Origin of the sequence: Flavobacterium subsaxonicum WB 4.1-42 = DSM 21790 (genome assembly GCF_000422725.1) — a bacterium.
Classification (GTDB): Bacteria; Bacteroidota; Bacteroidia; order Flavobacteriales; family Flavobacteriaceae; genus Flavobacterium; species Flavobacterium subsaxonicum.
The window spans coordinates 15,541-38,617 of the sequence record NZ_KE383911.1; the positions used below are offsets into that span (position 1 = coordinate 15,541).

General features: G+C 40.2%; 23 protein-coding genes and 1 riboswitch. Of the genes, 10 read left to right on the plus strand and 13 right to left on the minus strand.

The window, feature by feature from the left end:
- Positions 1-16: 16 nt before the first annotated feature.
- Positions 17-592: a hypothetical protein gene (locus tag G509_RS0118400; protein WP_026992885.1), complete on the minus strand. Its 576-nt coding sequence runs from the start codon at positions 590-592 to the stop codon at positions 17-19.
- 187 nt (positions 593-779) lie between these two features.
- On the opposite strand from G509_RS0118400, the gene G509_RS0118405 reads away from it, so the two are divergent.
- From G509_RS0118405 to G509_RS0118415, 3 genes are all read left to right on the plus strand, one after another.
- Positions 780-2,642, plus strand: coding sequence for a hypothetical protein (locus tag G509_RS0118405; protein ID WP_026992886.1), 1,863 nt, complete (start codon positions 780-782; stop codon positions 2,640-2,642).
- A gap of 257 nt (positions 2,643-2,899) precedes the next feature.
- On the plus strand, positions 2,900-3,805 hold the full coding sequence (locus G509_RS0118410; RefSeq protein WP_026992887.1) for an ABC transporter ATP-binding protein: 906 nt from the start codon (positions 2,900-2,902) through the stop codon (positions 3,803-3,805).
- A 9-nt stretch (positions 3,806-3,814) separates the two neighbouring features.
- A complete protein-coding gene (locus tag G509_RS0118415; protein ID WP_026992888.1) occupies positions 3,815-4,657 on the plus strand; it encodes an ABC transporter permease in 843 nt (280 codons plus the stop codon).
- A 56-nt stretch (positions 4,658-4,713) separates the two neighbouring features.
- On the opposite strand, the gene G509_RS0118420 is transcribed toward G509_RS0118415, so the two are convergent.
- Positions 4,714-6,159 (minus strand): S41 family peptidase, encoded by a 1,446-nt coding sequence (locus G509_RS0118420; RefSeq protein ID WP_026992889.1) that lies wholly within the window; start codon positions 6,157-6,159, stop codon positions 4,714-4,716.
- 103 nt (positions 6,160-6,262) lie between these two features.
- Between G509_RS0118420 and G509_RS0118425 the strand changes: the two genes are divergently transcribed.
- Genes G509_RS0118425 through G509_RS0118445 form a run of 5 tightly spaced genes read left to right on the plus strand, consistent with a single transcriptional unit; the run spans position 6,263 to position 8,837 of the window.
- Complete coding sequence (locus tag G509_RS0118425; protein WP_026992890.1) at positions 6,263-6,778, plus strand: RNA polymerase sigma factor; 516 nt, start codon at positions 6,263-6,265, stop codon at positions 6,776-6,778.
- Positions 6,759-7,205, plus strand: a complete 447-nt coding sequence (locus G509_RS0118430; RefSeq protein ID WP_026992891.1) for a hypothetical protein — start codon at positions 6,759-6,761, stop codon at positions 7,203-7,205. The genes G509_RS0118425 and G509_RS0118430 overlap by 20 nt, the downstream gene beginning before the upstream one ends.
- A gap of 4 nt (positions 7,206-7,209) precedes the next feature.
- Positions 7,210-7,707, plus strand: a complete 498-nt coding sequence (locus G509_RS22490) for a DUF4252 domain-containing protein (RefSeq protein ID WP_051200369.1) — start codon at positions 7,210-7,212, stop codon at positions 7,705-7,707.
- Positions 7,708-7,766: 59 nt separating this feature from the next.
- On the plus strand, positions 7,767-8,291 hold the full coding sequence (locus G509_RS0118440; RefSeq protein WP_026992892.1) for a DUF4252 domain-containing protein: 525 nt from the start codon (positions 7,767-7,769) through the stop codon (positions 8,289-8,291).
- Positions 8,292-8,294: 3 nt separating this feature from the next.
- Positions 8,295-8,837 (plus strand): DUF4252 domain-containing protein, encoded by a 543-nt coding sequence (locus G509_RS0118445; protein WP_026992893.1) that lies wholly within the window; start codon positions 8,295-8,297, stop codon positions 8,835-8,837.
- Positions 8,838-8,899: 62 nt separating this feature from the next.
- Here the strand turns inward: G509_RS0118445 and G509_RS0118450 are convergent, their stop codons facing one another.
- The 7 genes from G509_RS0118450 to G509_RS0118480 all read right to left on the minus strand — a co-directional run bounded on the left by G509_RS0118450 (position 8,900) and on the right by G509_RS0118480 (position 14,060).
- Positions 8,900-9,652, minus strand: a complete 753-nt coding sequence (locus tag G509_RS0118450) for a hypothetical protein (RefSeq protein WP_026992894.1) — start codon at positions 9,650-9,652, stop codon at positions 8,900-8,902.
- 135 nt (positions 9,653-9,787) lie between these two features.
- Entirely contained in the window at positions 9,788-10,015 is a 228-nt protein-coding gene (locus tag G509_RS22495; RefSeq protein ID WP_207382707.1) for a type II toxin-antitoxin system RelE/ParE family toxin, read from the minus strand.
- Positions 10,012-10,248, minus strand: a complete 237-nt coding sequence (locus G509_RS0118460; protein ID WP_026992895.1) for a hypothetical protein — start codon at positions 10,246-10,248, stop codon at positions 10,012-10,014. Before G509_RS0118460 ends, G509_RS22495 begins: the two co-directional genes overlap by 4 nt.
- Positions 10,249-10,319: 71 nt before the next feature.
- Positions 10,320-10,763 (minus strand): sterol desaturase family protein, encoded by a 444-nt coding sequence (locus tag G509_RS0118465; protein ID WP_026992896.1) that lies wholly within the window; start codon positions 10,761-10,763, stop codon positions 10,320-10,322.
- 10 nt (positions 10,764-10,773) lie between these two features.
- Entirely contained in the window at positions 10,774-11,613 is an 840-nt protein-coding gene (locus tag G509_RS0118470) for a phytoene/squalene synthase family protein (protein ID WP_026992897.1), read from the minus strand.
- The gene (locus G509_RS0118475) at positions 11,610-13,103 is read right to left on the minus strand and encodes a phytoene desaturase family protein (RefSeq protein WP_026992898.1); all 1,494 of its coding nucleotides are present in this window, start codon (positions 13,101-13,103) and stop codon (positions 11,610-11,612) included. The genes G509_RS0118470 and G509_RS0118475 overlap by 4 nt, the downstream gene beginning before the upstream one ends.
- A 57-nt stretch (positions 13,104-13,160) precedes the next feature.
- The gene (locus tag G509_RS0118480) at positions 13,161-14,060 is read right to left on the minus strand and encodes a MerR family transcriptional regulator (RefSeq protein WP_026992899.1); all 900 of its coding nucleotides are present in this window, start codon (positions 14,058-14,060) and stop codon (positions 13,161-13,163) included.
- 301 nt (positions 14,061-14,361) lie between these two features.
- Here G509_RS0118480 and typA point away from each other — a divergent pair, with 301 nt between their 5' ends.
- Positions 14,362-16,158 carry a translational GTPase TypA gene (gene typA, locus G509_RS0118485; RefSeq protein ID WP_026992900.1) on the plus strand — a complete coding sequence of 599 codons (1,797 nt, stop codon included), beginning with the start codon at positions 14,362-14,364 and terminating at the stop codon, positions 16,156-16,158.
- Positions 16,159-16,489: 331 nt separating this feature from the next.
- On the opposite strand, the gene G509_RS0118490 is transcribed toward typA, so the two are convergent.
- From G509_RS0118490 to G509_RS0118505, 4 genes are read right to left on the minus strand one after another with little or no spacing between them, the layout of a single operon-like run.
- On the minus strand, positions 16,490-17,470 hold the full coding sequence (locus tag G509_RS0118490; RefSeq protein ID WP_026992901.1) for a T9SS type A sorting domain-containing protein: 981 nt from the start codon (positions 17,468-17,470) through the stop codon (positions 16,490-16,492).
- A gap of 6 nt (positions 17,471-17,476) precedes the next feature.
- The gene (locus G509_RS22500; RefSeq protein WP_051200370.1) at positions 17,477-18,760 is read right to left on the minus strand and encodes a T9SS type A sorting domain-containing protein; all 1,284 of its coding nucleotides are present in this window, start codon (positions 18,758-18,760) and stop codon (positions 17,477-17,479) included.
- 18 nt (positions 18,761-18,778) lie between these two features.
- Positions 18,779-19,816 (minus strand): DUF5074 domain-containing protein, encoded by a 1,038-nt coding sequence (locus G509_RS0118500; protein ID WP_026992902.1) that lies wholly within the window; start codon positions 19,814-19,816, stop codon positions 18,779-18,781.
- Positions 19,817-19,819: 3 nt separating this feature from the next.
- Positions 19,820-21,649: a TonB-dependent receptor plug domain-containing protein gene (locus G509_RS0118505; protein ID WP_026992903.1), complete on the minus strand. Its 1,830-nt coding sequence runs from the start codon at positions 21,647-21,649 to the stop codon at positions 19,820-19,822.
- Between the two features lie 30 nt (positions 21,650-21,679).
- Positions 21,680-21,891, minus strand: a riboswitch (cobalamin riboswitch).
- 48 nt (positions 21,892-21,939) lie between these two features.
- Between G509_RS0118505 and G509_RS0118510 the strand changes: the two genes are divergently transcribed.
- A complete protein-coding gene (locus tag G509_RS0118510; RefSeq protein WP_026992904.1) occupies positions 21,940-23,076 on the plus strand; it encodes an ABC transporter substrate-binding protein in 1,137 nt (378 codons plus the stop codon).
- Position 23,077 lies beyond the last annotated feature (1 nt).

The following is a 23,077-nucleotide window of genomic DNA, read 5'->3' on the forward strand; positions in this document are numbered from 1 at the left end:
ATTTTAGTAGGGCTTTTTAATTATATGTAAACCAAACAGTTGTAGCTCCTGTATTTTTAGCATACTCTAAAAATTGTTTAAAATTACGCAGATCTTGCCCAAAGTTATTTCGCGTATAGCTTTCTACCTTATCTTTCTTAAAATCAGTAAAATAAACAGCGTTATTTAGCGAATCAAACTCGGTTGGCAATAGAATCGCTGGCAAATTATCAATTGGGGTTAACCTATTAATAATTGTAGCTACTGTATTCAATATCAAATCTATATTACCGCTAACCTTTTGTTTATCAGCCTCGGCACTTGCAACTATTTGTCCACGCTCTTCTTCATTCTCGGCAGTTTCTAAAAAAAACTCAAGCCCCTCGTCATCCGGGTATGCTTCCATATCATAAAACACAGATACATCAACATTGGTTATCTCCCCTATCTGATCCAACTCCGCAATATGGTCAACAACGTTTTTACGGCACATAAAGTTGCAAAAAGTTCGGCTCAAGCCATGTAGCTGATGGTTGCTCTTTAAATTATCCATATACTCGCCAGATAGCAAATTGTCATAATTATCGGTAATAACACTGATATCCAGTCCCATATAATTTATTTTTAAATTAAACCAAAGCTACAAAAACAATGCTTTTTACAAAATTATTTTTAACAGCAGTTATCTAAGCATTATTTTGCTGTTAAATGTATGGTAAAAGATGGATGCACGCATAATTTTAGCTTTTTATTAGGGTATTATTGCCTAATTTTCAGGCTAATTTCAGGAGGGACACAAGATGGCACTACATTACAGGCTGCTTTTATTGCTGGCGTTTTTTGCCATTGCGCCATTGCACGCCCAGGAGACTATTAAGAAAAAAGATACGGTACAGCAGCATCGCGACCAGATGTACAAAAAACTACAGGATTATTCCAGCAGGCGTAAGTTTACTAAATTTGTGCATAAGCTTGTTTTTAGGGCAGTTAAAGAGCAAGAACCATCTAAAAAACGTAGGGATGTAAAAAACAAGGCCCCCGAAATGCAAACCAATTATGCACGGGTACAGGGCAAAATTGTGCGCAAAATTATCATCGAAACACTCGACCCGTTTGGATATTCGGTTAACGATACCACTCGCAAGCCCGACACCTGGTTAGAAAATACAGGTAATGGTATTCACCTAAAAACCAAGCAAATGACGATTCGGAATTTGCTGCTCTTCAAAAAAAACAAGCCACTCGATTCGCTTTTAATATTAGATTCAGAGCGTTTAATACGTAGCCAGCGCTTTGTGCGCCGCGTTGCCATAAAACCGCAGGCTACAGCCAGTAAAGACTCTATAGATGTTTACATCAGGGTACTCGACTCCTGGAGCCTTATTCCCAACGGGTCGGCGTCCAGTTCGGGCACCTCTATAAAACTTACAGAGCGTAACTTTTTTGGGCTGGGGCACCAGTTTGAAAACGATTTTGATAAGCGGTTTAATACCGGCGAAACATCGTACCTGGCGCGCTATACCGTACCCAACATAATGAATACCTATGTTACCGCACAGGCAACCTACCAGATATGGCAAAGCGATAACTCGCTGAAAGCCTTTGGTCTAAATAGAGATTTCTTCTCGGCATATACCCGTTGGGCCGGTGGTGCTTATGTAGAATCGAGGGTGCAGCGCGATACACTACCTAACGCACAGCAAGTGTGGAACTACCAGAACTTTAACTCCAAAGCACAGGATTTTTGGGGTGGTTATGCCTTTAAGATTTACGAAGGAGAAACCGAGGCCGACCGTACCACAAGGCTTGTAACTACAGCACGCTACTATGCACGCCAGTACTCTGAAACCCCTACTGTAGAATATGACTCGGTTGGATATTACTCTAACGAGCATTTTTACATGGGCAGTATAGGTTTAACATCGCGTAAGTTCGTGCAGGATAAGTTTTTATTCAACTACGATATTGTGGAGGATATCCCCATAGGTAAGGTGTATTCGGTCACGTTTGGCCTACAGGACAAGAACCAGGAACGGCGGCTTTATTTAGGTGGCCGGTATGCCTTTGGTAACTACTACAGGTGGGGTTATTTTAGCCTCAATACACAGGTGGGTTCCTTTTACTATCGGGGCAACACGCAGCAAACTACCTTAAGCTTAGATGCTTTGTACTTTACCAATATTAAAACGTGGGGCAACTGGCGCTTTAGGCATTTTATAAAACCTATGGTTGTTATGGGCGATAACCGCATGTCCATAATAACCGATCAGCTAAATATTAACGGCGATGCTACTGGTATTGCAGGTTTTGACAGCCGTACCCTGCTCGGCACAAAAAAGGCACTACTAACACTCCAAACCCAGTCGTATGCGCCGTGGAATTTGTTAGGCTTCCGTCTTAATCCATTCGCCAGTTTTACTATGGGAGTAGTGGGTACAGAGGAACGGAAACTATTTGAAAGTAAAGTATATACCAAAATAGGAGTTGGTTTGTTAATTTATAATGACTACCTTATTTTTAACAGCTTTCAGCTATCGCTGGCGTTTTACCCAAGCATACCAGACAGGGGCACTAACCTGTTTAAAACAAACACCATACAAAACACCGATATCATTTTGCCGGATTTCCAAGTGGGCAAGCCGGGTATAGTTCCGTATCAGTAATTCGTTGTTGCTTGTTGGTTGTTGTTGGTTGTGGTTGTTGGTTGTTGGTTGTTGGTAAAAACTTACATCATAACTCCTTACTGCCTGTTGCCAATTGATTAGCGCTAATTGTTTATCAACAATTTTCTTCGCCCTACGCCTATCATCTTCTGTCTATTATCTATTATCTTCTCCTCTTTTTAACTTATTTTCTATTTATGTGGTAACAAATGTTGCGGGTTATCGTCTAACATTTAACAACCAATAAATAACCTATTTTGGAAACTATCTTATCTATAAACGGCCTGCACAAGCATTATGGCAAAGTGCACGCTGTTAACAATGTTTCTTTTGATATACAAAAAGGAAACGTATACGGCATTCTTGGCCCCAACGGCAGCGGTAAAAGTACAACACTGGGCATTATACTTAGTGTAGTAAATAAATCGGCTGGTACGTACAGCTGGTTTGGCGGTGCTAAAGAAACTCACGAAGCCCTTAAGCATGTTGGCGCCATTATAGAGCGCCCAAATTTTTACCCTTACATGACGGCTTACAACAACCTTAAGCTGGTATGCAACATTAAAGGGGTACCGCTCCAAAAAATAGACGAAAAATTAGAACTGGTAGGCCTTTTAGACAGGAAAGACAGTAAATTCCGCACTTTTTCTTTGGGTATGAAACAGCGCCTTGCCATAGCCTCTGCCCTATTAAACGATCCTCAAATTTTAATATTAGACGAACCTACCAATGGACTCGACCCACAGGGAATCCGCCAAATACGCGATATTATAAGGCTAATTGCCTCTCAGGGCACTACTATATTACTGGCATCGCATTTATTGGATGAAGTAGAAAAAGTTTGCAGCCACGTTGTAGTATTACGCAAGGGCGTGGTGTTGTATACCGGCACTGTTAATGGTATGATAAACAGCGAAGGCTTTTTTGAGCTTAAAGCAGCCGATAACACCAGCCTGCAGGCCCTTTTACAGGAACATCCGGCTATAGATAAAACAGAACTGGTTGAGGGTATATTGTTTGCGTATCCTAAAGCACCACTGGAAGCCGCCGACTTAAACCGCTACTTGTTTAACAATGGCATTTGTGTAGACCATTTAGTAAAACGCAAAAGCAGCTTAGAAGAGCAGTTTATCCAGTTAACATCTAACCAACCCGAAAACTAACACCCTACCATGAAACGACTTATAAGCATAGAACTCCAAAAATTATGGAGAAACAGGGCCAGCAAAATACTTATACTTGCCTATTTTATCATACTTTCTTTTATTGCCCTTATTGCCTCAATACGATTTACTGTTTTTGGTGTAGAATTTAATATAGCCGAACAGGGTATCTTTAACTTTCCGTACATCTGGCATTTTAATACCTATGTAGCATCGGCACTTAAATTCTTTTTAGCTATAGTAATTGTATCTATGATGGCTAACGAATACACGTATGGCACTCTAAAACAAAATCTTATAGACGGTTTAAGTAAAAAAGAATTTATAAAATCTAAATTTTATACGGTAGGCCTTTTTGCTTTTTGCTCGGCGGTATTTGTTTTTATAATGACACTTATATTGGGCTATAGTTTTTCATCGTATACAGAAACAAGCATTGTTTTAACGGGTATAGAATACATTGGTGCCTATTTTATAAAGCTGGTAGGTTTCTTTTCGTTCTGCCTTTTTGTGGGTATTTTAATTAAGAGATCGGCTTTTGCCATAGGGTTTATTTTTATCTGGTACATAATAGAACAAATTTTTCATGGCGTTATATTATGGAAAATAGCTTTAGATGAAAGTGTTACGAACAAAATTATGGCATTTTTTCCGTTAGAATCTATGACCAACCTTATTATAGAGCCCTTTACCCGCTTTAAAGCTTATAAAGCAATAGAGAGCACTGTGCAGCAAGGTGTAATTGAACCTAAAGATTACAGCGTGCACTGGTACAGCGTAGTTATAGTAATATTCTGGATCACGTTCTTTGTATTTGCATCGTACAGGATATTAAAAAAGAGAGACCTGTAGCCTCTCTTTCATATCTTAATAAACAAAAGGCTCTAAAAATCTGAGAGCCTTTGTTGTTATTTTAAAGTGCTGTTAAGGCCTATTGAGCCTTCGGGCATTTCGTCTAAATACATTTCGTTACCAAAACGCAGTATGCTTTTAGAGTCTTTAAGTAGTTTATGGGTATGGCGCGGGGCATTACCACTCCTGTCGGTACCTGTAATTTGCGCTATTGCGGCCGCAAGCAGTGGCTCCGTTGGGCTACCAAGCACACCAAGGTTACTCATATCTTCTTCCCTCCATATATCAGGGCTAATACCATTACTATAATCGCCAAAACCCTCTTTATTTACGGTACGTAATACAATAGGCTGCATAGCGTAGGTATGGCTACCGTCGCGGTTACTGCTTGAATAATCGGGCGAATCGTACAGTGTTACAGACCCTACGTTTTTACCGGTGGTAAGGTCTCCAATAACAACAACATTTATGTAAGGTTTAAGACAGTTAATAATCAACTCGCTGGCAGAGGCCGTAGAAGCCGACGTTAGTATATAAACCTTACTAAGATTAAGTTTATTAATACCTGTATCGTCTGAAAGTTTATATGAAAATTTAGTTACTAAAGAACCCGCATTATTCTCTTCGTAATAGGCTTGTAATTTTTCATTCCATTGTTGCGTTGTAAACACCTGCCCGTCAAATTGCCCGGTAATCATACTTGCAAGATATCCGGCTGTACGAACAGATCCTCCACCATTATATCGCAAATCCAATACAAGATCTGTAATACCTCCCGCCTTAAGGCCTCCAATAGCAGTATTAAGCTGTGTATCATAATCGCTATAAAAGCCATTATACATAAGGTAGCCTATTTTGTGGCTGCCCTGCTCAAGCACTGTAGATAAATATACAGGGTTCTCTGCATACTGCGCTTTGGTTAAGGCAACCTCCTGTCCGTTAGGCGTTAGTGTGCCGCTATTATAATCGGCAAGGTTAAGGGTGTAACTATCTGCACCTAATAACGTACGGTAATTATCTGCCGTTAGCGTAGTGCCGTTAACCGCATAAAATAAATCGCCTCGCTGAATATCTTTAGTAGCGGCATCGCTATCGGGCAAAATATAGCGCACATAGCCAAAAACAGTAGTCTGGCTACTATCGGTATATAAAAGGCCATACTCTACCCCATTGCTTTTTACAATACCCTGCAAGGCATTTTCCAGCACATGAAAATCAGAGAATATTACGCTCCAGCGATCTACCTCACCACGCTTGTACAAAAGGCTTTCAAAAAGCTCCTCGGGGCTGCCGTAGGTTGCTAAAAAGTCGTTAAGCGCTGATTGATTAGAAAACTTATTGTCATTAAGGTTGGGCACGTCTTGCTGCCACAGGTAATACAGGTTTAGGCCCTTCCAGATAAAATCATTTACGGGTACGGCCTTGTCATCTTCATCTTCGCAACTTTGTAGCACTAAGGCACCTATAATCAGCGAAAACAGCAGTAGAGTTATCTTTTTCATTAAGCAGTTTTTATTAATAGAACGTAAATTTAAATATTTTTACTATTCTTTGTAACAAAAAATATCACTATTCGTCTTCATTAAACAAACCAATAACAAACCAATGAATCAGGCGGAGTTTATAAAAACCATCTCCCCGTTTAAAGACCGGGTCTTCAGGCTTGCCAAACGGCTGCTTGTAAGTACCGAGGAAGCGGAGGACGCCACCCAGGAGGTGCTGGTTAAATTATGGAACAACCGGGAAAAACTTGCTACTTATAGCAGTGTAGAAGCCCTGGCTATGACGATAACCAAGAACTACTCTCTGGACAGGCTAAAGAGCAAACAGGCCAGCGAAATGCGAATTGTGCACTCTAACTACAGCGACAGGCAGGCAGGCCTGCAGCAACAGGCAGAAGACCGCGATAGCTGGAGCTGGGCCGAGAAGATAATGCAAACATTGCCCGAACAGCAAAAACTAATACTGCAAATGCGCGATATAGAGCAGTACGAGTTTGAAGAGATTGCCAAGATTATGGATATGAACGAAACCGCCGTTAGGGTGGCACTATCCAGGGCAAGAAAAACATTAAGAGAAGAATTGACAAAAACACACAGCTATGGAATTAAAAATAATTGAACAACTACTGGATAAGTACTTTGATGCAGAAACCAGTATTGCCGAAGAGAAGCAGCTTAAGGCTTACTTTTCTTTACCGGATGTGGCGCCACACCTGGAGCAGTACAGGCCAATGTTTGGGTACTTTGCCAACCAGGCAACGCAACAGTTTGAAAAATCTGTACCGTTACAAGCCAAAAAGCAATATGGCAAATGGCTATCTGTAGCTGCAAGCCTTGTGCTTATGGCCGGCATGCTTACCTTTTTTAATACAACACAGCCTGCCGCTAATACTAACGACTTAGGTACTTACAACGATCCTGAAACTGCCTTTAGGGAAACGCAAAAAGCACTTAACATGGTTTCTAAAAACGTTAACGTTGGGGTTAGCAGCATTAATTACTTAGGAGAATACGAAAAATCTAAAAAAACAATTTTTAAAGACTAACATCATGAAAAAGTTTATAATCACTTTATTACTTGCAGCATTACCTGCAGTAACCTTTGCCCAGTCTGCATTTGATAAATTTAGCAATGTAGATGGTATAGAAGCCGTAACTATTAGCGGTAAAATGTTCGAAATGCTTGGCAGCGTAGAAGCCGGCGATAATGATGCCGAAACGCAAAAGGTACTTAACCAGGTTAAAAACCTTGATAACCTTAAGATATTTAGTACCGCCGAGAAAAAATACAGGAAAGAGATACGAACAGCGGTTACCAATTATCTTAAAACCAATGCGCTTGAGGAGTTAATGAGCGTTAAAGATGGCAAATCGACTATAAGGATTTATGTTAAGCAGGGTGCCAGTGCAAACATTGTAAAAGAGGGCCTGCTGTTTGTAGAAGATGCCGATGATAAACAGGTAGTACTTATATCTTTTACGGGTACGCTTAACCTTAACGATCTTAAAGACCTAAAGGGTTTTAAAGGCTCTAAAGGAGCTAAATAAGCACAACGCATACACCACACCAAAAACAAAAAAATAATAAATTACACACTATAGAAATAATGAAAAAGCTTATAATTGCCTTACTCTTAACCCTGTTACCAATGCTTAGCTTTGCTCAGACTGCTTTTGAGAAGTTTGAAGACAAAACCGAGATTACATCGGTAATAGTAAACAAGAAGATGTTTCAGCTAATGAGCGAGTTAAAAATGGACCCTAAAGATAAGAGTGGCCAGCAGTATCTTAACCTGGTTAAAAAACTGGAAAGCCTTAAAGTGTTTACCACAGAAAGCTCTAAATATTCTAAAGATATGAAGGCTACTGTAGATACCTATCTTAAAGGCCACCCGCTTGAAGAGCTTATGCGAATTAACGAAGAAGGCCGTGCTATAAAGATTTTTGTAAAATCTGGTTCTACAGCATCTCAGGTTAAAGAGCTACTAATGTTTATAGAGGGCAACGGCCCTAAAGACAGCACCGTACTACTATCGTTAACCGGTAGTTTCGACCTGAACGAACTTTCTGTTCTTACAGATAAAATGAGCCTTCCGGGTGGTAGTGCACTTAAAAAAGCAGCTAAAAAATAAGCCATGATAAAAATCTTAATGATAATAACCGCGGCAGCCCTGCTACTGGTTTCGTGCAACAGCGAGCCTACCGTACAAAAGTATTTTGTAGAAAAAGCAGAGGCTAAAGATTTTGTAGCGTTTGATATTGCACCTTCTATTTTAAAAACCGACAAGTATAACCTTACGGCAGAAGAGCAAAGTGCGCTAAAATCCATTCACAATGTAAATGTGCTGGTGTTTAAAGCCAACAAAGACAATGCAGCAACTTTTGAGAAGGAAGCCGATGCTGCAAAAGGCCTTTTAAAAACGGATGATTATGAGTCGCTAATAAAAGTTAATGCTCAGGGTTTTATAGCCTCTATTAACACTAAAGGCGAAGGCAATAATATTGAAGAGTTTGTGGTGTATGCCCAACAGCCCGAAAATGGCTTTGGCCTGATAAGGGTTTCCGGCAACAACATGACGCCTAATAATGTTATGACAATTGCATCCATCATCCAGAAATCGGGGGTTAATGCCGAGCAGTTTAAGGCTTTGGAACAGTTAATGCCCAACAAACAATAGAGTTAGTTAGTTGAAATAAAAATCCCCTGCAAGTTATGTACTGCAGGGGATTTTGTTTTTTGCTACATTGGCATTTCGTAAATTTTAGTGCTGTCTAAGGCCATCCAGGCAGCATTTTTCTCTATATATTTTATATCAAAAAATTCGGTTTTCATTACTTTATAACTTTTACGCTTAGGTTTAAGAATCTCCTTTTTATAATGCATTATAACTGTATCCAATTTAATTTCCATTTTAGATGTAATACGGCAAGACATTGGCCCCTCTATACATAAATTAGACCATACTGTTTGCACAATTGTTCCGCTTGTTATATCCTGCATTGATTTAAAAAGATAAATTTCGCCCGAGCAAAAACCAGAACCTGTACCACAAACCTTTACACTAAAATAATCGCCGTGTTTTTTAAAGCCCTCAAAATTATTATGCCAGCAGCATAAATACATTCCCGCAGAAAAACTATCGCTTTCCAAAATCCCTCCCTTATTTGTAAACTCTATTACAACAGGTACGTAATTTTGGTTTGGATGTATAATATCCAGAACACAGGCTATATACCTGCCAGTATAGGTTTTATAATATTTCCCAATAGTATCGGTAGTTTTTATGTCCCCTCCATGCGGGTCAATAGTGTCATTGCCACTTACCTGAGCCAGTAAGTTTATGCCCTGCTGTTTTAAAATAAATCCCGAATCGCCTATAAATTCATTATATATGCTTAGCTCCTTGGTATCGCTAACTCTATGAGGTTTTCCACCAATAATTACAAAACTAATTAAAGACAGGAAAATTAGGTAGGGTAAGGTATTTTTCATTTATAAATTACAGATATGCAGTAAATTTAAATGAAAAACAAACTACCAAACGCTACTTTTTACGACTTATTTTTACTGGATTTTGGCGGGTATCAAAAACGTCATGAATTTCAACATTATTGCGATTGAAGTCAATCATGTAAACAATTTTATAACTTTTATATATAGGTATCGATAGGTAAAATCATAACCAGTTAACAATGCTTCTTCCTGCCCAATTTCAGGTTGCCTTTCAAGCTTAAAGCTTTCATCAACTATACCCTCTACTAATTTCTCTGCCACTCTCAAAGATGCATTTTCATTATAATAATCAAAAATATCTTGTAGTTGGCGTTTAGCAAATACAGACCAAATAATTTTCATTTCCAACCTTTAATCTCCTTTAGTAAATCTTCAGAACTTATATATCTCCCATTCCTAAAATCTTCTTCAGATTTATCAAGACGGGCATTAAGTTCCTCCATTGTAAACGGCTTTAGATCGCGGGTTTTAGCTGTTTCCTTTTTTAGTAATTTCTCTAACCTCGAAATTACTTCTTCACTTTGCAGTTTAAGAAACTCCTGTACAAATTCTATTTTTCTTGATTGAATGTCCATGGCATAAGCTTTTTACAAAAATACGAATTTAAATTAACGATAGCCGTTGAGAACGTATTTTTGAAATCGGTTTACTTTTTAAAATACTTTAACGGAAACAGCAACATACCAAAACATTCGCCTTGGTCTTTACCCAGGTGTTTGTGGTGCATTTTGTGGGCGCGGCGTACTGCTTTGCCGTAGCGGCTGGTTGCATTGCGAAATATTTTAAAACGCTGGTGTATAAAAATATCGTGTACTAAAAAGTAGGTAAGCCCATAAGCAAAAATGCCCAGGCCAATGGCAAGGCCAATTTTTAAAATATCGTAGCGCCAAAGCAAAAAGAACCCAATACTAATGGCGGCATAAAATATAAAAAAGGTATCGTTACGCTCAAACCAGGAGTCGTGGTCTTTACGATGATGATCGGCATGCAGGCTCCACAAAAAGCCATGCATAATGTATTTATGGGTAAACCAGGCCATAAATTCCATCATAAAAAACGTAAGGAAAAACACCAAAATATAAAGCCACATAACGGTAAGTTTAAATAATATTAAAACGATAATCAAGGTAGCATTTAGCCAGCAGGGTTATTTTTTGATAATCGGGCACACGGATGCGGGTAGTTTTAATTTCTAACGGCGGTGTGTTTTTTAGCTTGCTAAGCAGCTTTTTGTAGTACACATAAGCCGTGTAAACGCCAAATTTAGCTTCGGCTGGCAATTGCACTATGCCCTTGTAACCCTCGCGCAAATCGGCTTCAATTTCCTCTACAATAGCCTTTTTAGTGGCATCGTCCATCTCGTTTAGGTTAAGGGTGGGGAAGTAACTACGGTCAAGTTCTTCCATATCAGCCTTTAGGTCGCGTAAAAAGTTTATTTTCTGGAACGCCGACCCCAGTCGCATCGCCGGGTTCTTAAGCTCCTCATAACGCGCATCATCATTATTTACAAATACCTTAAGGCACATAAGGCCAACAACATCGGCACTGCCATAAATATATTCGTTATACTCTGCAAAAGTTGCGTAATATTTTTTAATCAGGTCCTGCTTCATGCTCTTCATAAATGCATCGATAAGGCTACGCGGAATGTTATATTGCCTAACGGTATGCTGAAACGCATTAAGCACGGGGTTAAGACTTATACCCTGCTGCAGCGCATTTTCTAAATCTGCCTCAAACATTGCAAACAGCTGCTCTTTATCATAATCATGAAAAGAGTCTACAATTTCGTCGGCCAGGCGCACAAAGCCATACACGTTATATATATCCTGCCTTATGCGCGGCGAAAGCATTTTTACCGCAGTAGAAAACGAGGTGCTGTAGGCACGTGTTACGTTGCGGCTGCAATCAAAAGATATTTTATCAAAAATAGACTTCATAGGGCTGTGGCTGGGTTTACGTTAGTTACTTTGGTGTGTTTTTTTATCAATCCCGCAACCAGTTTGCCAGATATTAAGGCGGGGGGCACACCGGGCCCCGGTACGGTAAGCTGACCGGTAAAGTACAGGTTTTGCACTTTACTGCTTTTTAGCTTAGGGCGTAAAAAAGCGGTTTGCAATAAGGTGTTTGCAAGGCCGTAGGCATTGCCTTTATACGAGTTATAGTCTTTTATAAAATCGTTTAGGCAAAATGACTCCTTAAATATAATATTTTTTTGAACGCTTTGATTGGTAAGCCTTTCAAAACGTGTTATAATTTTATTAAAATATTGCTCCCTCAGTTCCGGCGTATCTTCTATGCCCGGTGCAAGCGGGATTAAAAATATACCTGCCTCCTGCCCTTGCGGTGCAGCACTATCATCGGTTTTAGATGGAAAGCTGGCATAGAACAGTGGTTCATCCGGCCAACGCGGATTATCATAAATATCGCGGGCATGTACATCAAAATCGGTATCAAAAAACAGTGTATGATGCTCTACATTTTCTATCTTCTTATCAAAACCAACGTAGAATAGTAATGATGATGGTGCAAAGGTTTTTTTGTCCCAGTATTTTTCAGAATACTTACGGTTGGCCACATCCAAAAGTGATTCCCCATGATGGTAATCGGCACCACACACCACAATATCTGCGGCTATAACTTCTCCATTAACTAACAACGATTTAACCAACCCGTTCTCAGAATGTATTTTACCCACATTAGCGTTGGTTTGTATAGTAACCCCAAGCTCTGTAGCCAACTGCACCATGCCTTGCACTACGCTAAACATACCATCTTTAGGATGCCAGGTACCCAAGCCAAAATCGGCATAGTTCATAAAGCTGTAAAAAGAAGGCGTATCGCTTGGCTTGGCGCCGAGAAACAATACCGGGAACTCCAGTATCTGAACGAGTTTTTTGTTTTTAAAACGCCTGCGCACATCTTTAGATATATTACCCAGAAACTGCCCTACCCTCGTCATGGTCTGAGTAGTGACCAGTTCCAAAGGAGATTCGCCGGGACGGTACACCAAATCTTTAATAGCTATATTGTAGTTGCTTTGGGCTTCGTCTATAAATTCGGTCAGGCTCGAACCACTCCCCTTTTCAACATTCTCAAAAGTTGCAGCAATATCTGCCATGTTATCGGCAATATTCACAAAATCATTTTCGCCAAAAACTACGCGGTATGCCGGTGAGAGTTTAGTAAGGCTGTAATAATCCTGAGGAGTTTTACCAAAATCGGCAAAAAAACGTTCAAACACATCGGGCATCCAGTACCATGTAGGCCCCATATCAAACGTAAATCCACCTTTTTTAAGCTGGCGGGCACGGCCACCCACGGTAGCATTTTTTTCGTAAACAGTAACATTGTTACCCTGCTGTGCAAGGTAGCATGCCGCTGCAAGCGACGAAAACCCTGAACCAATAATTTTTATATCTTTTTTCATATTTTGTTTAACAAATATAAGTTTTTATTAAACAAAACTTATTTAAGAAAGTGTTAATTACAGCGAGTCTCCAAATTCTTTAACGCTGGCAAACGCCTGTATTGCATTACTTAAAAGCTCGGGCCTTATATGTGCCGCACATCGGCCAAATACATACAAGTTGGTATGATTATCCGTAAGCACCTCACGCTTCATCGATTCTATGTAGCGGTTAATGTCAGACGGGCTTGGCTCTACCGTTATATACGTTACATACGTAATATTATCAAAGTAGTTTTTTACATCTTTAACCCCAGGCAGAGGCACACTCTCGCCAATATAAATGGTTTTAAAACCGTTAAGTGTAAGCTCGTAATTAAGCAGCATCAGGCCAATTTCATGTATCTCGCCTTCAGGCAGGTACAATACAAAAACACGATCGGTTTTTACAGGCGGCTGCAATTGCAGTTTTTCGGTATTAGATGCTATTTTTTGTTTAACCAGGCTGCTTATAAAGTGTTCGTGCGCCGGGGTTATGGTGTCGGTTTGCCACAACTCGCCTATTTCTTCGAGAAGCGGAATAAAACATCCGTAAAAAATATCACGGAACGATTTCTCGCTCAGCAAACTATTGTAAGTACTCAAAAACAATTGCTGATCAAAATTCATCATGGCCAGTTTAAAGTTATTAAGCACATGGCTGTCAAGTGTTTTGTTAGATAAAATACCCCTTACCATTGCCGGAATTTTGTCTTCAGGCAGTTTGGCAATAGCCGAAATTTTATATCCAAAAGAATGTAACGTACATATATTTAGCAGCTTTTGCAGGTTGTGCACATCGTATACACGTATATTGGTATCAGTACGCATGGGCTGCAATACGCTATAGCGCTTCTCCCATATCCTGATGGTGTGCGCTTTTATACCCGATAGGTTCTCCAGGTCTTTTATAGTAAATACGTTTTTCGGACTGTTCATTCTTTTGCTGTAAACATTAAACAAAAGTATACAAAAAAATTTTAACTGATTTTATGTTAAGGTAAATTTGGGAGAGATGCCAAAAGTTGTAAAGCTGAAAGTCTTAAAGTGCAGCCAGTAAGTTGTAAAGAGCGGGAGCAAAAACAGGCGGCCTAAATTTTTAAATATCAGTTGGTTTAGGTATAAATTGTTAATAAATGGGCACGTATACGTTATATTTTACAGTTTTATTCTAAAGTGCTCATACTAAAGTTTTTTTTATCGAAATAATGTGTACCTTTGCAGCTTCAAAAAAAGACAGATGGCATCTATAAGAAACATTGCAATTATTGCCCACGTTGACCACGGTAAAACTACACTGGTTGACAAAATTATGTACCACTGCCAGTTGTTCCGTGATAACGAGAACACAGGCGACCTGATACTTGACAACAACGACCTTGAGCGTGAGCGTGGTATTACCATTACCTCTAAAAACGTTTCTGTTGTATATAAAGGTACAAAGATTAACATTATCGACACCCCGGGTCACGCCGACTTTGGTGGAGAGGTTGAGCGCGTACTTAACATGGCCGATGGTGTTTGCCTTTTGGTGGATGCTTTTGAAGGCCCAATGCCACAAACGCGTTTTGTACTTCAAAAAGCGTTAGACCTTGGCCTTAAGCCTTGCGTGGTTATTAATAAAGTAGATAAAGAAAACTGCACTCCGGAAGAAGTGCACGAAAAAGTTTTCGACCTGATGTTTGAATTAGGCGCAACCGAAGAGCAATTAGATTTCCCTACTGTTTACGGTTCTGCTAAAAATAACTGGATGTCTGACGATTTCAGAAACCAGACTGATAACATAGAGCCTTTACTGGACATGGTTATCAACAATGTACCGGCTCCAAAAGTATCTGAAGGTACGCCACAAATGCTAATCACATCGTTAGACTTTTCTGCCTTTACAGGCCGTATCGCTATCGGTCGTTTAGAAAGAGGCGTTTTAAAAGAAGGTATGCCTATATCTCTTGTAAAAAGAGATGGTACTGTAACAAAATCAAGAATTAAAGAATTACACACTTTTGAAGGTCTTGGCCGTAAAAAAGTACAAGAGGTAATTGCTGGAGATATTTGTGCAATTATTGGTGTTGAAGGTTTTGAAATTGGCGATACTATTGCTGATTTTGAAAATCCTGAAGCATTACAAACTATTGCTATCGACGAGCCTACAATGAGCATGTTGTTTACAATTAACGATTCGCCTTTCTTTGGTAAAGAAGGTAAATTTGTAACATCACGCCACATTAGAGATCGTTTAACCAAAGAGTTAGAGAAAAACTTAGCGATGAAGCTTGGTGAAACTGATTCTGCTGATAAATTTATGGTTTTTGGCCGTGGTGTACTACACTTATCTGTTCTTATCGAAACAATGAGAAGAGAAGGTTACGAGCTACAAATTGGTCAGCCACAGGTTATCATTAAAGAAATTGACGGTAAAAAATCAGAGCCAATTGAAGAATTAACAATCGACTTACCTGAAAACCTTTCTGGCCGTGCTGTTGAATTTGTAACCATCCGTAAAGGAGAATTACTTTCAATGGAAGCTAAAGGCGAGCGTATGATCGTTAAATTCAACATTCCATCTCGTGGTATTATCGGTTTAAGAAACCAATTACTTACAGCTACTGCAGGTGAAGCTATTATGGCACACCGTTACATTGGTTATGAGCCTTACAAAGGCGAAATTCCAGGCCGTAACAATGGTTCGTTAATATCTATGGAAAACGGTAAAGCTATACCTTATTCTATCGATAAATTACAGGATCGTGGTAAATTCTTTGTTAATGCTAACGACGAAATTTACGAAGGTCAGGTTATTGGCGAAAACAGCCGTAGCGATGATATGACTGTTAACGTTACTAAGATGAAAAAACAATCTAACGTACGTTCATCAGGAAATGATGAGAAAGCAAGGATTATACCTCCGGTTATTTTCTCTCTTGAAGAAGCGTTAGAATACATCCAGAAAGATGAGTACGTAGAGGTAACTCCTAAGAGCTTACGTGTACGTAAAATATACCTAAACGAAACCGACAGGAAACGTTTTAAATTCTAATCTGAAACTTTTAGATTTTATAGAATCAGCCCCACCAAACGGTGGGGCTTTTTTGTACTTATACATTCATAGGAATACTTAATATCACAAACTTACACCCATATTTAATGCTCTCTTTACGATAGAACAACTGTATCTCATTTCCTTTACTATCATGTTCCTGTACTGACAATTACTCCTCCAATACATCAACTTAATTATCATAGAAAGAACAAATGGCAAGCGGGTAAAAATTTCCTGGATTGAAAATGAAGCATCTAATTAATATAACAAAACAGCCCCGCAATTGCTTGCAGGGCTGTTTCTATAATAAGTAAGATATAAATCTAAACTATCTGTATACTACAATTTGCTTTACAGCTTTTTTGCCGTTAGCCGTTACGTTTACAAAGTAAATGCCGCTATGCAAACCCGAAAGATCTGCACTGCCGCTGCCCTGCAATTGGCTGCTATACACTAACCGCGACGCTACATCGTAAATAGTTACCTCAGCAATGCCATCGATTTCAGTTTTAATATAGAGCACAGTGCTGGCCGGGTTAGGATATACGCTAAATTGCAATCCTACTACCTCTTTTACATCCAAAACCTGTTGGTGTATTACACCAATACCCGTAAGGTCGAAACCGCTGGTATTATAAGGCGTTGGGTATGGATCGTTAACCATGTTGCCAAAACTGTCGTAAGTGGCGTAGGCAGGCTCTAAAGAACCTACAACGTCTACTATTTTAACGTGGGTAATGTTGTTCTTGTTTAACAACGTATTATCGGGCACATCGCTAAGGTCGAAAGGTGTACCAAAACCTACCCTGTATTTACCGGCAAGGTTGTTAAGGTTACGCGCATCTAACAGTCCAAACCCGCCTAATGGCGTTGCGGTTTGCGTTTGGCTGTGCGCCGGAAACCTGAAATAGTTAACCCCATCCGAACTTACCTCAACAAAAGCCAGCTCTAAAAAGGTATTGCTACCATTCTCGAAAACTGCAAAGTCAAAACCGGCTCCATTAGCAATAGGTGTTGCAAAAGTAGCAATAGCAGTACCGGCATCGCCCAGGCTTAGTGCGCCAGAACCCGGCATTCCAATAGCATCATCGGCTGTGCCGTAAGTTGCCATATTGCTGCCCTGGTATTCTACAGTAGGATCGGATATTTGTATATAGCCTCTCTCCACTGTTACGCCTGTAGCCCACGCAATAAACACGTTGCTATCCTGTGGTATGGCCGTTGTGCCCGCAGTATCAGCATCAGGTGGATATGATAGCTGCGCCTGGGCTGTAGCCGAAATAAGAAACAGAAGTAGTAACTTTTTCATGGGTTATTATTGGATAACTACCTTTTTAACTGTTTTTGCGTTACCTGCAACTATTTGTACAAGGTAAGTACCTTTTTGTAAACCTGCAACGTTGATTCCGTTAGCGGTGTAAGCTTCGGTTTTAACTATCCTTCCTGCAAGATCATATATGATTACATCGGCAGCATCAGTATCAACATAAAGCACCTCTGCAACCGGGTTAGGATATACGCTTACGTTTAAAGCAGCAATATCTTTAACACCGGCAGTAACTTGCGGAGCTTTGTAAAAACCATTAGGCAAAATGCCTACTGTATAATCATCAAGCAATTCGCCATTGGTATCATATACAAATACTTTACCTGCCGACACATAATCTACAGCGTCGCCAACAAATATCTTATCATCTATTAAGGCAAAACCATATACGCCATAAACGCCCTGCTCTTCAAGTGTTATTAAAGGCTCTGTTGGCAACGACGAATCTGTTTCTAACAAACGGTAAACACCCGAATCTATAGTATAATAAAGCGATTCGCCATCAGTTTGCAGGTTGGTTGGGTGTTGTGCCTCGCCAAATGCTACAGCGCCTAAAGGGCTAAGATCGCCGGAATCAATAATAAATAACGAGCCCGGGGTTTCATCCTCTGTCCACGATGGTTTTCCTTCGCAAAGAACAAAAAGGTACTCATCTATTACTACAAGAGATGTTGGCACATCGCCAACCGTTAGCGACTCAGCAAATGTATTGGTTGTAGCATCAAGAACACTAAGAGTATTACCGTAACCATAGCCTCCTTTGTGTGCAACGTAAAGCATTCCATCCAACTCAATAATTTTTTCAGGGCCTTCTACAACCGCAATGGTAGATGTTACAAGATTAGTGGCAAGGTTAATTACAGCAACATAATCATCGGTAGTATCTAATGCGTCTCCCCAGCAGGTAACATAAGCATTACTGCCGTAAAATGCAATATAACGTGGGTTATCAAGGCCCTCGGTTACAGCCGCAACATGCACTAAAGTAGATGCATTTACAACCTCAACTTTGTTAGAGCCGTTAAATACCACATAACCATACTGACCTTTAAAGCCCATGCTTTGTGCAGTATCGCCAAAAGTTGTTGCAGGGTTTGCTGTAGCATATACATCATTTTGAAGTACACCCGCATTAGATATAAAAGACAGCGAAGCATTGTTTTGACCAAAGCCACCTTCGTTCAATACAAATACACCTTCAGAAAAGGTTTGTGCCTGTGCACCAAAGCCAAAGGCCATTAGCACCAAGGCTAAAAAAGTAATTTTTTTCATTATAATTGAGGTTTAAAATTAATTAAAGTAAAATCCGTTAGGGCCTACGCCAACATTATAGGCACCTAAAAGCGACCCGGTTAGCGAAAAGGTAAACACCTGACTGTTAGATGCAAAATCGCCGCCTTCGGCAACATAAATTTTGTCGTCTTCTACATTAAAGCCATACATACCACCGTAAGCCGATGTAGACACATAGCTAAATAAAGGCGTAACAGGCAGCGTAGTAGCATTTACGCCCATGGTATATACAGATGTATCATTAGTGAAATAAATCTTATCGTCTTCTATAGTAAGGTTTTTAGAATATAGTAAAGCTTCCGGTAGTGTAACCGTACCAGCAATGGTGTTGTTAGAGAGGTTTATTTTACTAAGTTTAGAATCGCCTAATACATACAGTATACCATCTTCTTCGTCAAACGAATTAGGAGAGTCGTTAAGCTCTATAACTTTTTCAACTGTATTATTGGCAGGGTTAAATACCGTTACCGATGTTCCGCTGCCGTAATAGCCGTTAAAAATGTAAAGCTTACCGTTTTCCTCGGTAATTTTTTCCGACCAGTTGTTAAGCTGTATTTTGCTTGTAGTAAAATCGGTAAGGTTAATCACGGTTAAAAAGTCGTCATCGCCAGTATTGTAATCGGCATAATTGGTAATGTATGCCTTGCCGTTAACTACAGCGCCATAACGCGGACTGCTAAAGTTGGTATCTACATTGGCAACAAACTCAAACGTATGGCGGTTTACTACTGTTACTTTATTTGCCGAACCCGATATGATAAACGTCAGATCATCGGTAAAGAAAATGGACTGTAAATAAGAACCCAATCCCGGTTTACCAGGATTTACAGTATTGTAAATGTCCTGTTGCACGGTGCTATTGTCTCCAATAAAAGTTACCGATGCCGATGATACATTGCTGTTACCCTCGTTAAGTACAAACGTACCGTTATCAAAAGCCTGGTTTTCTACTTTTGTACCGTTATCATCATCACTGTTACACGATACCAATACTGCAGATGCTGCAAAAGCTATCAGGTATTTTTTAAAATTCATATATTAAAATTTAATTGTTAAGTACATATTATAATTGCGACCCGGCAAAGGCCTGCTGTCTACACTTACATAATCTTTATTTGCAAAGTTTAAAACCTGCGCACCCAAAGTGTAGGTATTGGTTTTGCCAAAATTATAGGCCACACCGGCGTTAGCAGTAGTGTAGCTTTCTATATTATAGCGAGAGTCGTTATCGCTACGGGTAAATACCTCGCCATTGTATAAGAGTTGGGCATACGCCGAAAATTTATTAAACCCGTACGATACTCCTCCCGTAGCCTTGTGGTGGGGCACGTAGATAAGCTGTTTGTTGGTAGTCTCATCTTTAGAATCGGTGTAGCCGTAAGTACCGTTTACCTCAAAATTATGCCTGCCAAAAGCTTTTTTATAGGCCACTAAAAGCTCTGCACCGCTGGTAGTAACCTTATCGGTGTTCATTGGGCGCCACACGCTGCCGGTAGGTACCCAGCGCAGCATATCGTTTAATTTAATGTAATATCCGGTAAGGGTAAAATTCAGGTTACCAAAAGTAAAGGCATTGCCCAGTTCAGCCTGCCATGATGTTTCCGGCATAAGGTCGGCATTGCCACCATCCATCCAATACAAATCATTAAAAGTGGGTATCCTGAAGTTTTTAGACGTGTTAAGCTTAAGCGTATAAAACCCGGTAGCCTTATATTTTATTCCTGCTGAATACAACAGCGGACTCTCATAATTACTCGTTACTTCTTTACGAAGCCCGGCCTCATACATAAACCTGTCAGTTAAGTTGTGGGTAGCTAAAATACTGGCACCACCTATATGCCGGGTTTTGTTAATGATGTCGCTGCCAAAGCCCTTGTTCTGCATAAAATCGAACACCGTGTTTATCTTAAACTTCTCCCCTGCTTTAAAAAGCAGGTCGTATTTGGCTATTAACGATTCTACCCTGCCGTAGGTAAAGCCGGGGCTCTCTATATTTTGGTAGTATTTGTACTGTTCCTGCAAAAACGCGGCCTTGAATTTCGAAGTAAACTTGCCATACAGGCCTGCCCACTCCAGCATATTGCGGGTGTTGGAATCGCGGTACTTGGTTTTAACTTCCGACGGGAAAATAAGCGAGAAGTGTCTTTCGCCATCAAAAAGGTAACTGTAAAAGGTTAGCCTGTTCTTTTCATCTACCTTATAGGCTACAACGGCATTAAGACTGGTATTGTAATACTGCCCGTTAAGGTTGGTGCCGCCATTGGCATAGTCATAATCATTATCAGAACTGTTTCTTGTAACGCTAACCGAAGCACTAAATTTATCTGACGCTATATTAGTGGAGTAATGATAACCCTGCGTATTAAAGCTGCCGTAGTTTACGCGAAGTTCGTTAGTAAACCGTTGCCCAAACGCTACCCGATTATCTAAATGGATACTACCCCCTATGGCACTGCTACCGTAAATAACGCTGCCGCCCCCTGCCCTAACTGTAACCGAATTAAAATCGCGGGTGGTAACGGTATTAAAATCGGTCTGCCCGTTGAGTTGTGAGTTAATGTTGATTCCGTTCCAGATAACGGCGGTTTGCTGTGCGGTAGTACCTCTAAACGATGGCGATGACACCATGCCCAAACCGTTTTCTTTAAAGTAAATTACACTGTTGTAGTTTAAAAGGGAGGTTAACGAGGCTGCATTTTTATTGATAACAGAATCGTTTAACTGCTGTACCGATTGTGTGCCTGAGAAGTTGTGCAGCTGGGTATCGGTAATTATAACTTCTTTAAGCTGAACCACAGCGTCCTGTTGCGCCAAAAGGGTTTGGCACAGCAACAACAATAGCGGTAAGAACAGTTTTTTCAGCGTCATAATCACAAAACCCTTTTCCCGAGGATTCGTTATTAGTTACCGCTTAAGGCAGGTCTCCTGGCTTGCGTACTGTTGTTTACCTTCCCGCGCTAAATAGCGTAGTGGCATGCAGTTAACAACAGCCTCTCAACATATTTGAGATTAGCTTACAGTTGCGGGAACAGCCCGGGCATTTACACCCGATTCCCTTTTAATGTGATATGCTACAGTGCACAATCACAACCTTAAGTGGATGGCAAAGATATATTGAATTATTTAATTTATACATTTGCATCTGCTGAATTTTATTTATGAGAAAGCTATATTTTATTCTTTTTATTGCACTATTGGCATTTGCCGGATGCAAAAACGAAACGCAGGCACCATTGGCAAAAGCCCAACAGGTAAAAAATGCCGTTAAATATGCCAAAGGCCTGCAAATATTTAAATATGATGGCATTACCGTTGTAAAAGTTACCCAACTCTGGCCCGATGCCAAGCAAGGCTTTACCTATGTAATGCAGCAAAAAGGCGCGGTAGTGCCCGATAGTTTAAAGCAGTTTACCATTATTCCCGTGCCATTAACCAGCGTTATTGTAACCTCAACTACACACATACCATCACTCGAAATGCTGGGTGTAGAAAGCACTCTGGTGGGTTTTCCGGGTACTGATTATATATCGTCTCAAAAAACACGCGCCCTTATTGAGGCCGGCAAGGTTAAAGAAGCCGGTGCTAACGAGAGCCTTACTACCGAAGTGGTTATAGACCTTAACCCCGCCGCTGTGGTGGCTTTTGGCATTAACAGCACCAACAAGACACTTAACACCTTAGAACAAAGCGGACTTAAAGTGCTTTACAACGGCGACTGGACTGAGCAATCTCCGCTTGGTAAAGCTGAATGGATTAAATTTTTTGGCGCGCTTTACGCGAAAGATGCCCAGGCCGATGCATTGTTCTCTCAAATAGAAAAAGATTATAATGATGCCCTTGCCTTGACTAAAAATGTTACCAAAAAGCCTACCGCTATGGCAGGGGCAGTTTATCAGGATCAGTGGTTTATGCCGCAGGGTGGCAGCTGGGGGTCGTTATTTTTAAAAGATGCTGGCGCCAATTACCTTTGGGCTGATGCCGAAGGAACGGGCAGCCTGAGCCTCTCGTTAGAAACTGTTTTGGATAAAGCCCAGAATGCCGAGATATGGATTGGCCCGAGCCAGTTTACATCATTAAAAGAAATGACCGATGCCAACCCGCATTACAGCCAGTTTAAATCGTTTAAAAACAAAGAGGTATATTCGTATAGTGTAAAAAAGGGCAAGACAGGAGGGCTTATTTATTTTGAGATGGCCCCTAACCGCCCCGACCTGGTTTTAAAAGACCTGATTAGTATTTTTCACCCTGAACTACTACCGGGCTACCAGTTAAACTATTTCGAAAAACTAAAATAAC

What these genes read in the sequence shown, in the direction of transcription:
- G509_RS0118440 (WP_026992892.1), top strand. Translation starts at nt 7,767, where the DNA reads ATGAAAAAGCTTATAATTGCCTTACTCTTAACCCTGTTACCAATGCTT.
- G509_RS0118405 (WP_026992886.1), top strand. Translation starts at nt 780, where the DNA reads ATGGCACTACATTACAGGCTGCTTTTATTGCTGGCGTTTTTTGCCATT.
- G509_RS0118480 (WP_026992899.1), bottom strand. Translation starts at nt 14,060, where the DNA reads ATGAACAGTCCGAAAAACGTATTTACTATAAAAGACCTGGAGAACCTA.
- G509_RS0118510 (WP_026992904.1), top strand. Translation starts at nt 21,940, where the DNA reads ATGAGAAAGCTATATTTTATTCTTTTTATTGCACTATTGGCATTTGCC.
- G509_RS22495 (WP_207382707.1), bottom strand. Translation starts at nt 10,015, where the DNA reads ATGAAAATTATTTGGTCTGTATTTGCTAAACGCCAACTACAAGATATT.
- typA (WP_026992900.1), top strand. Translation starts at nt 14,362, where the DNA reads ATGGCATCTATAAGAAACATTGCAATTATTGCCCACGTTGACCACGGT.
- G509_RS0118400 (WP_026992885.1), bottom strand. Translation starts at nt 592, where the DNA reads ATGGGACTGGATATCAGTGTTATTACCGATAATTATGACAATTTGCTA.
- G509_RS0118450 (WP_026992894.1), bottom strand. Translation starts at nt 9,652, where the DNA reads ATGAAAAATACCTTACCCTACCTAATTTTCCTGTCTTTAATTAGTTTT.
- G509_RS0118460 (WP_026992895.1), bottom strand. Translation starts at nt 10,248, where the DNA reads ATGGACATTCAATCAAGAAAAATAGAATTTGTACAGGAGTTTCTTAAA.
- G509_RS0118420 (WP_026992889.1), bottom strand. Translation starts at nt 6,159, where the DNA reads ATGAAAAAGATAACTCTACTGCTGTTTTCGCTGATTATAGGTGCCTTA.
- G509_RS0118505 (WP_026992903.1), bottom strand. Translation starts at nt 21,649, where the DNA reads ATGACGCTGAAAAAACTGTTCTTACCGCTATTGTTGTTGCTGTGCCAA.
- G509_RS0118415 (WP_026992888.1), top strand. Translation starts at nt 3,815, where the DNA reads ATGAAACGACTTATAAGCATAGAACTCCAAAAATTATGGAGAAACAGG.
- G509_RS0118490 (WP_026992901.1), bottom strand. Translation starts at nt 17,470, where the DNA reads ATGAAAAAGTTACTACTTCTGTTTCTTATTTCGGCTACAGCCCAGGCG.
- G509_RS0118430 (WP_026992891.1), top strand. Translation starts at nt 6,759, where the DNA reads ATGGAATTAAAAATAATTGAACAACTACTGGATAAGTACTTTGATGCA.
- G509_RS22490 (WP_051200369.1), top strand. Translation starts at nt 7,210, where the DNA reads ATGAAAAAGTTTATAATCACTTTATTACTTGCAGCATTACCTGCAGTA.
- G509_RS0118465 (WP_026992896.1), bottom strand. Translation starts at nt 10,763, where the DNA reads ATGTGGCTTTATATTTTGGTGTTTTTCCTTACGTTTTTTATGATGGAA.
- G509_RS0118475 (WP_026992898.1), bottom strand. Translation starts at nt 13,103, where the DNA reads ATGAAAAAAGATATAAAAATTATTGGTTCAGGGTTTTCGTCGCTTGCA.
- G509_RS0118445 (WP_026992893.1), top strand. Translation starts at nt 8,295, where the DNA reads ATGATAAAAATCTTAATGATAATAACCGCGGCAGCCCTGCTACTGGTT.
- G509_RS22500 (WP_051200370.1), bottom strand. Translation starts at nt 18,760, where the DNA reads ATGAAAAAAATTACTTTTTTAGCCTTGGTGCTAATGGCCTTTGGCTTT.
- G509_RS0118425 (WP_026992890.1), top strand. Translation starts at nt 6,263, where the DNA reads ATGAATCAGGCGGAGTTTATAAAAACCATCTCCCCGTTTAAAGACCGG.
- G509_RS0118470 (WP_026992897.1), bottom strand. Translation starts at nt 11,613, where the DNA reads ATGAAGTCTATTTTTGATAAAATATCTTTTGATTGCAGCCGCAACGTA.
- G509_RS0118500 (WP_026992902.1), bottom strand. Translation starts at nt 19,816, where the DNA reads ATGAATTTTAAAAAATACCTGATAGCTTTTGCAGCATCTGCAGTATTG.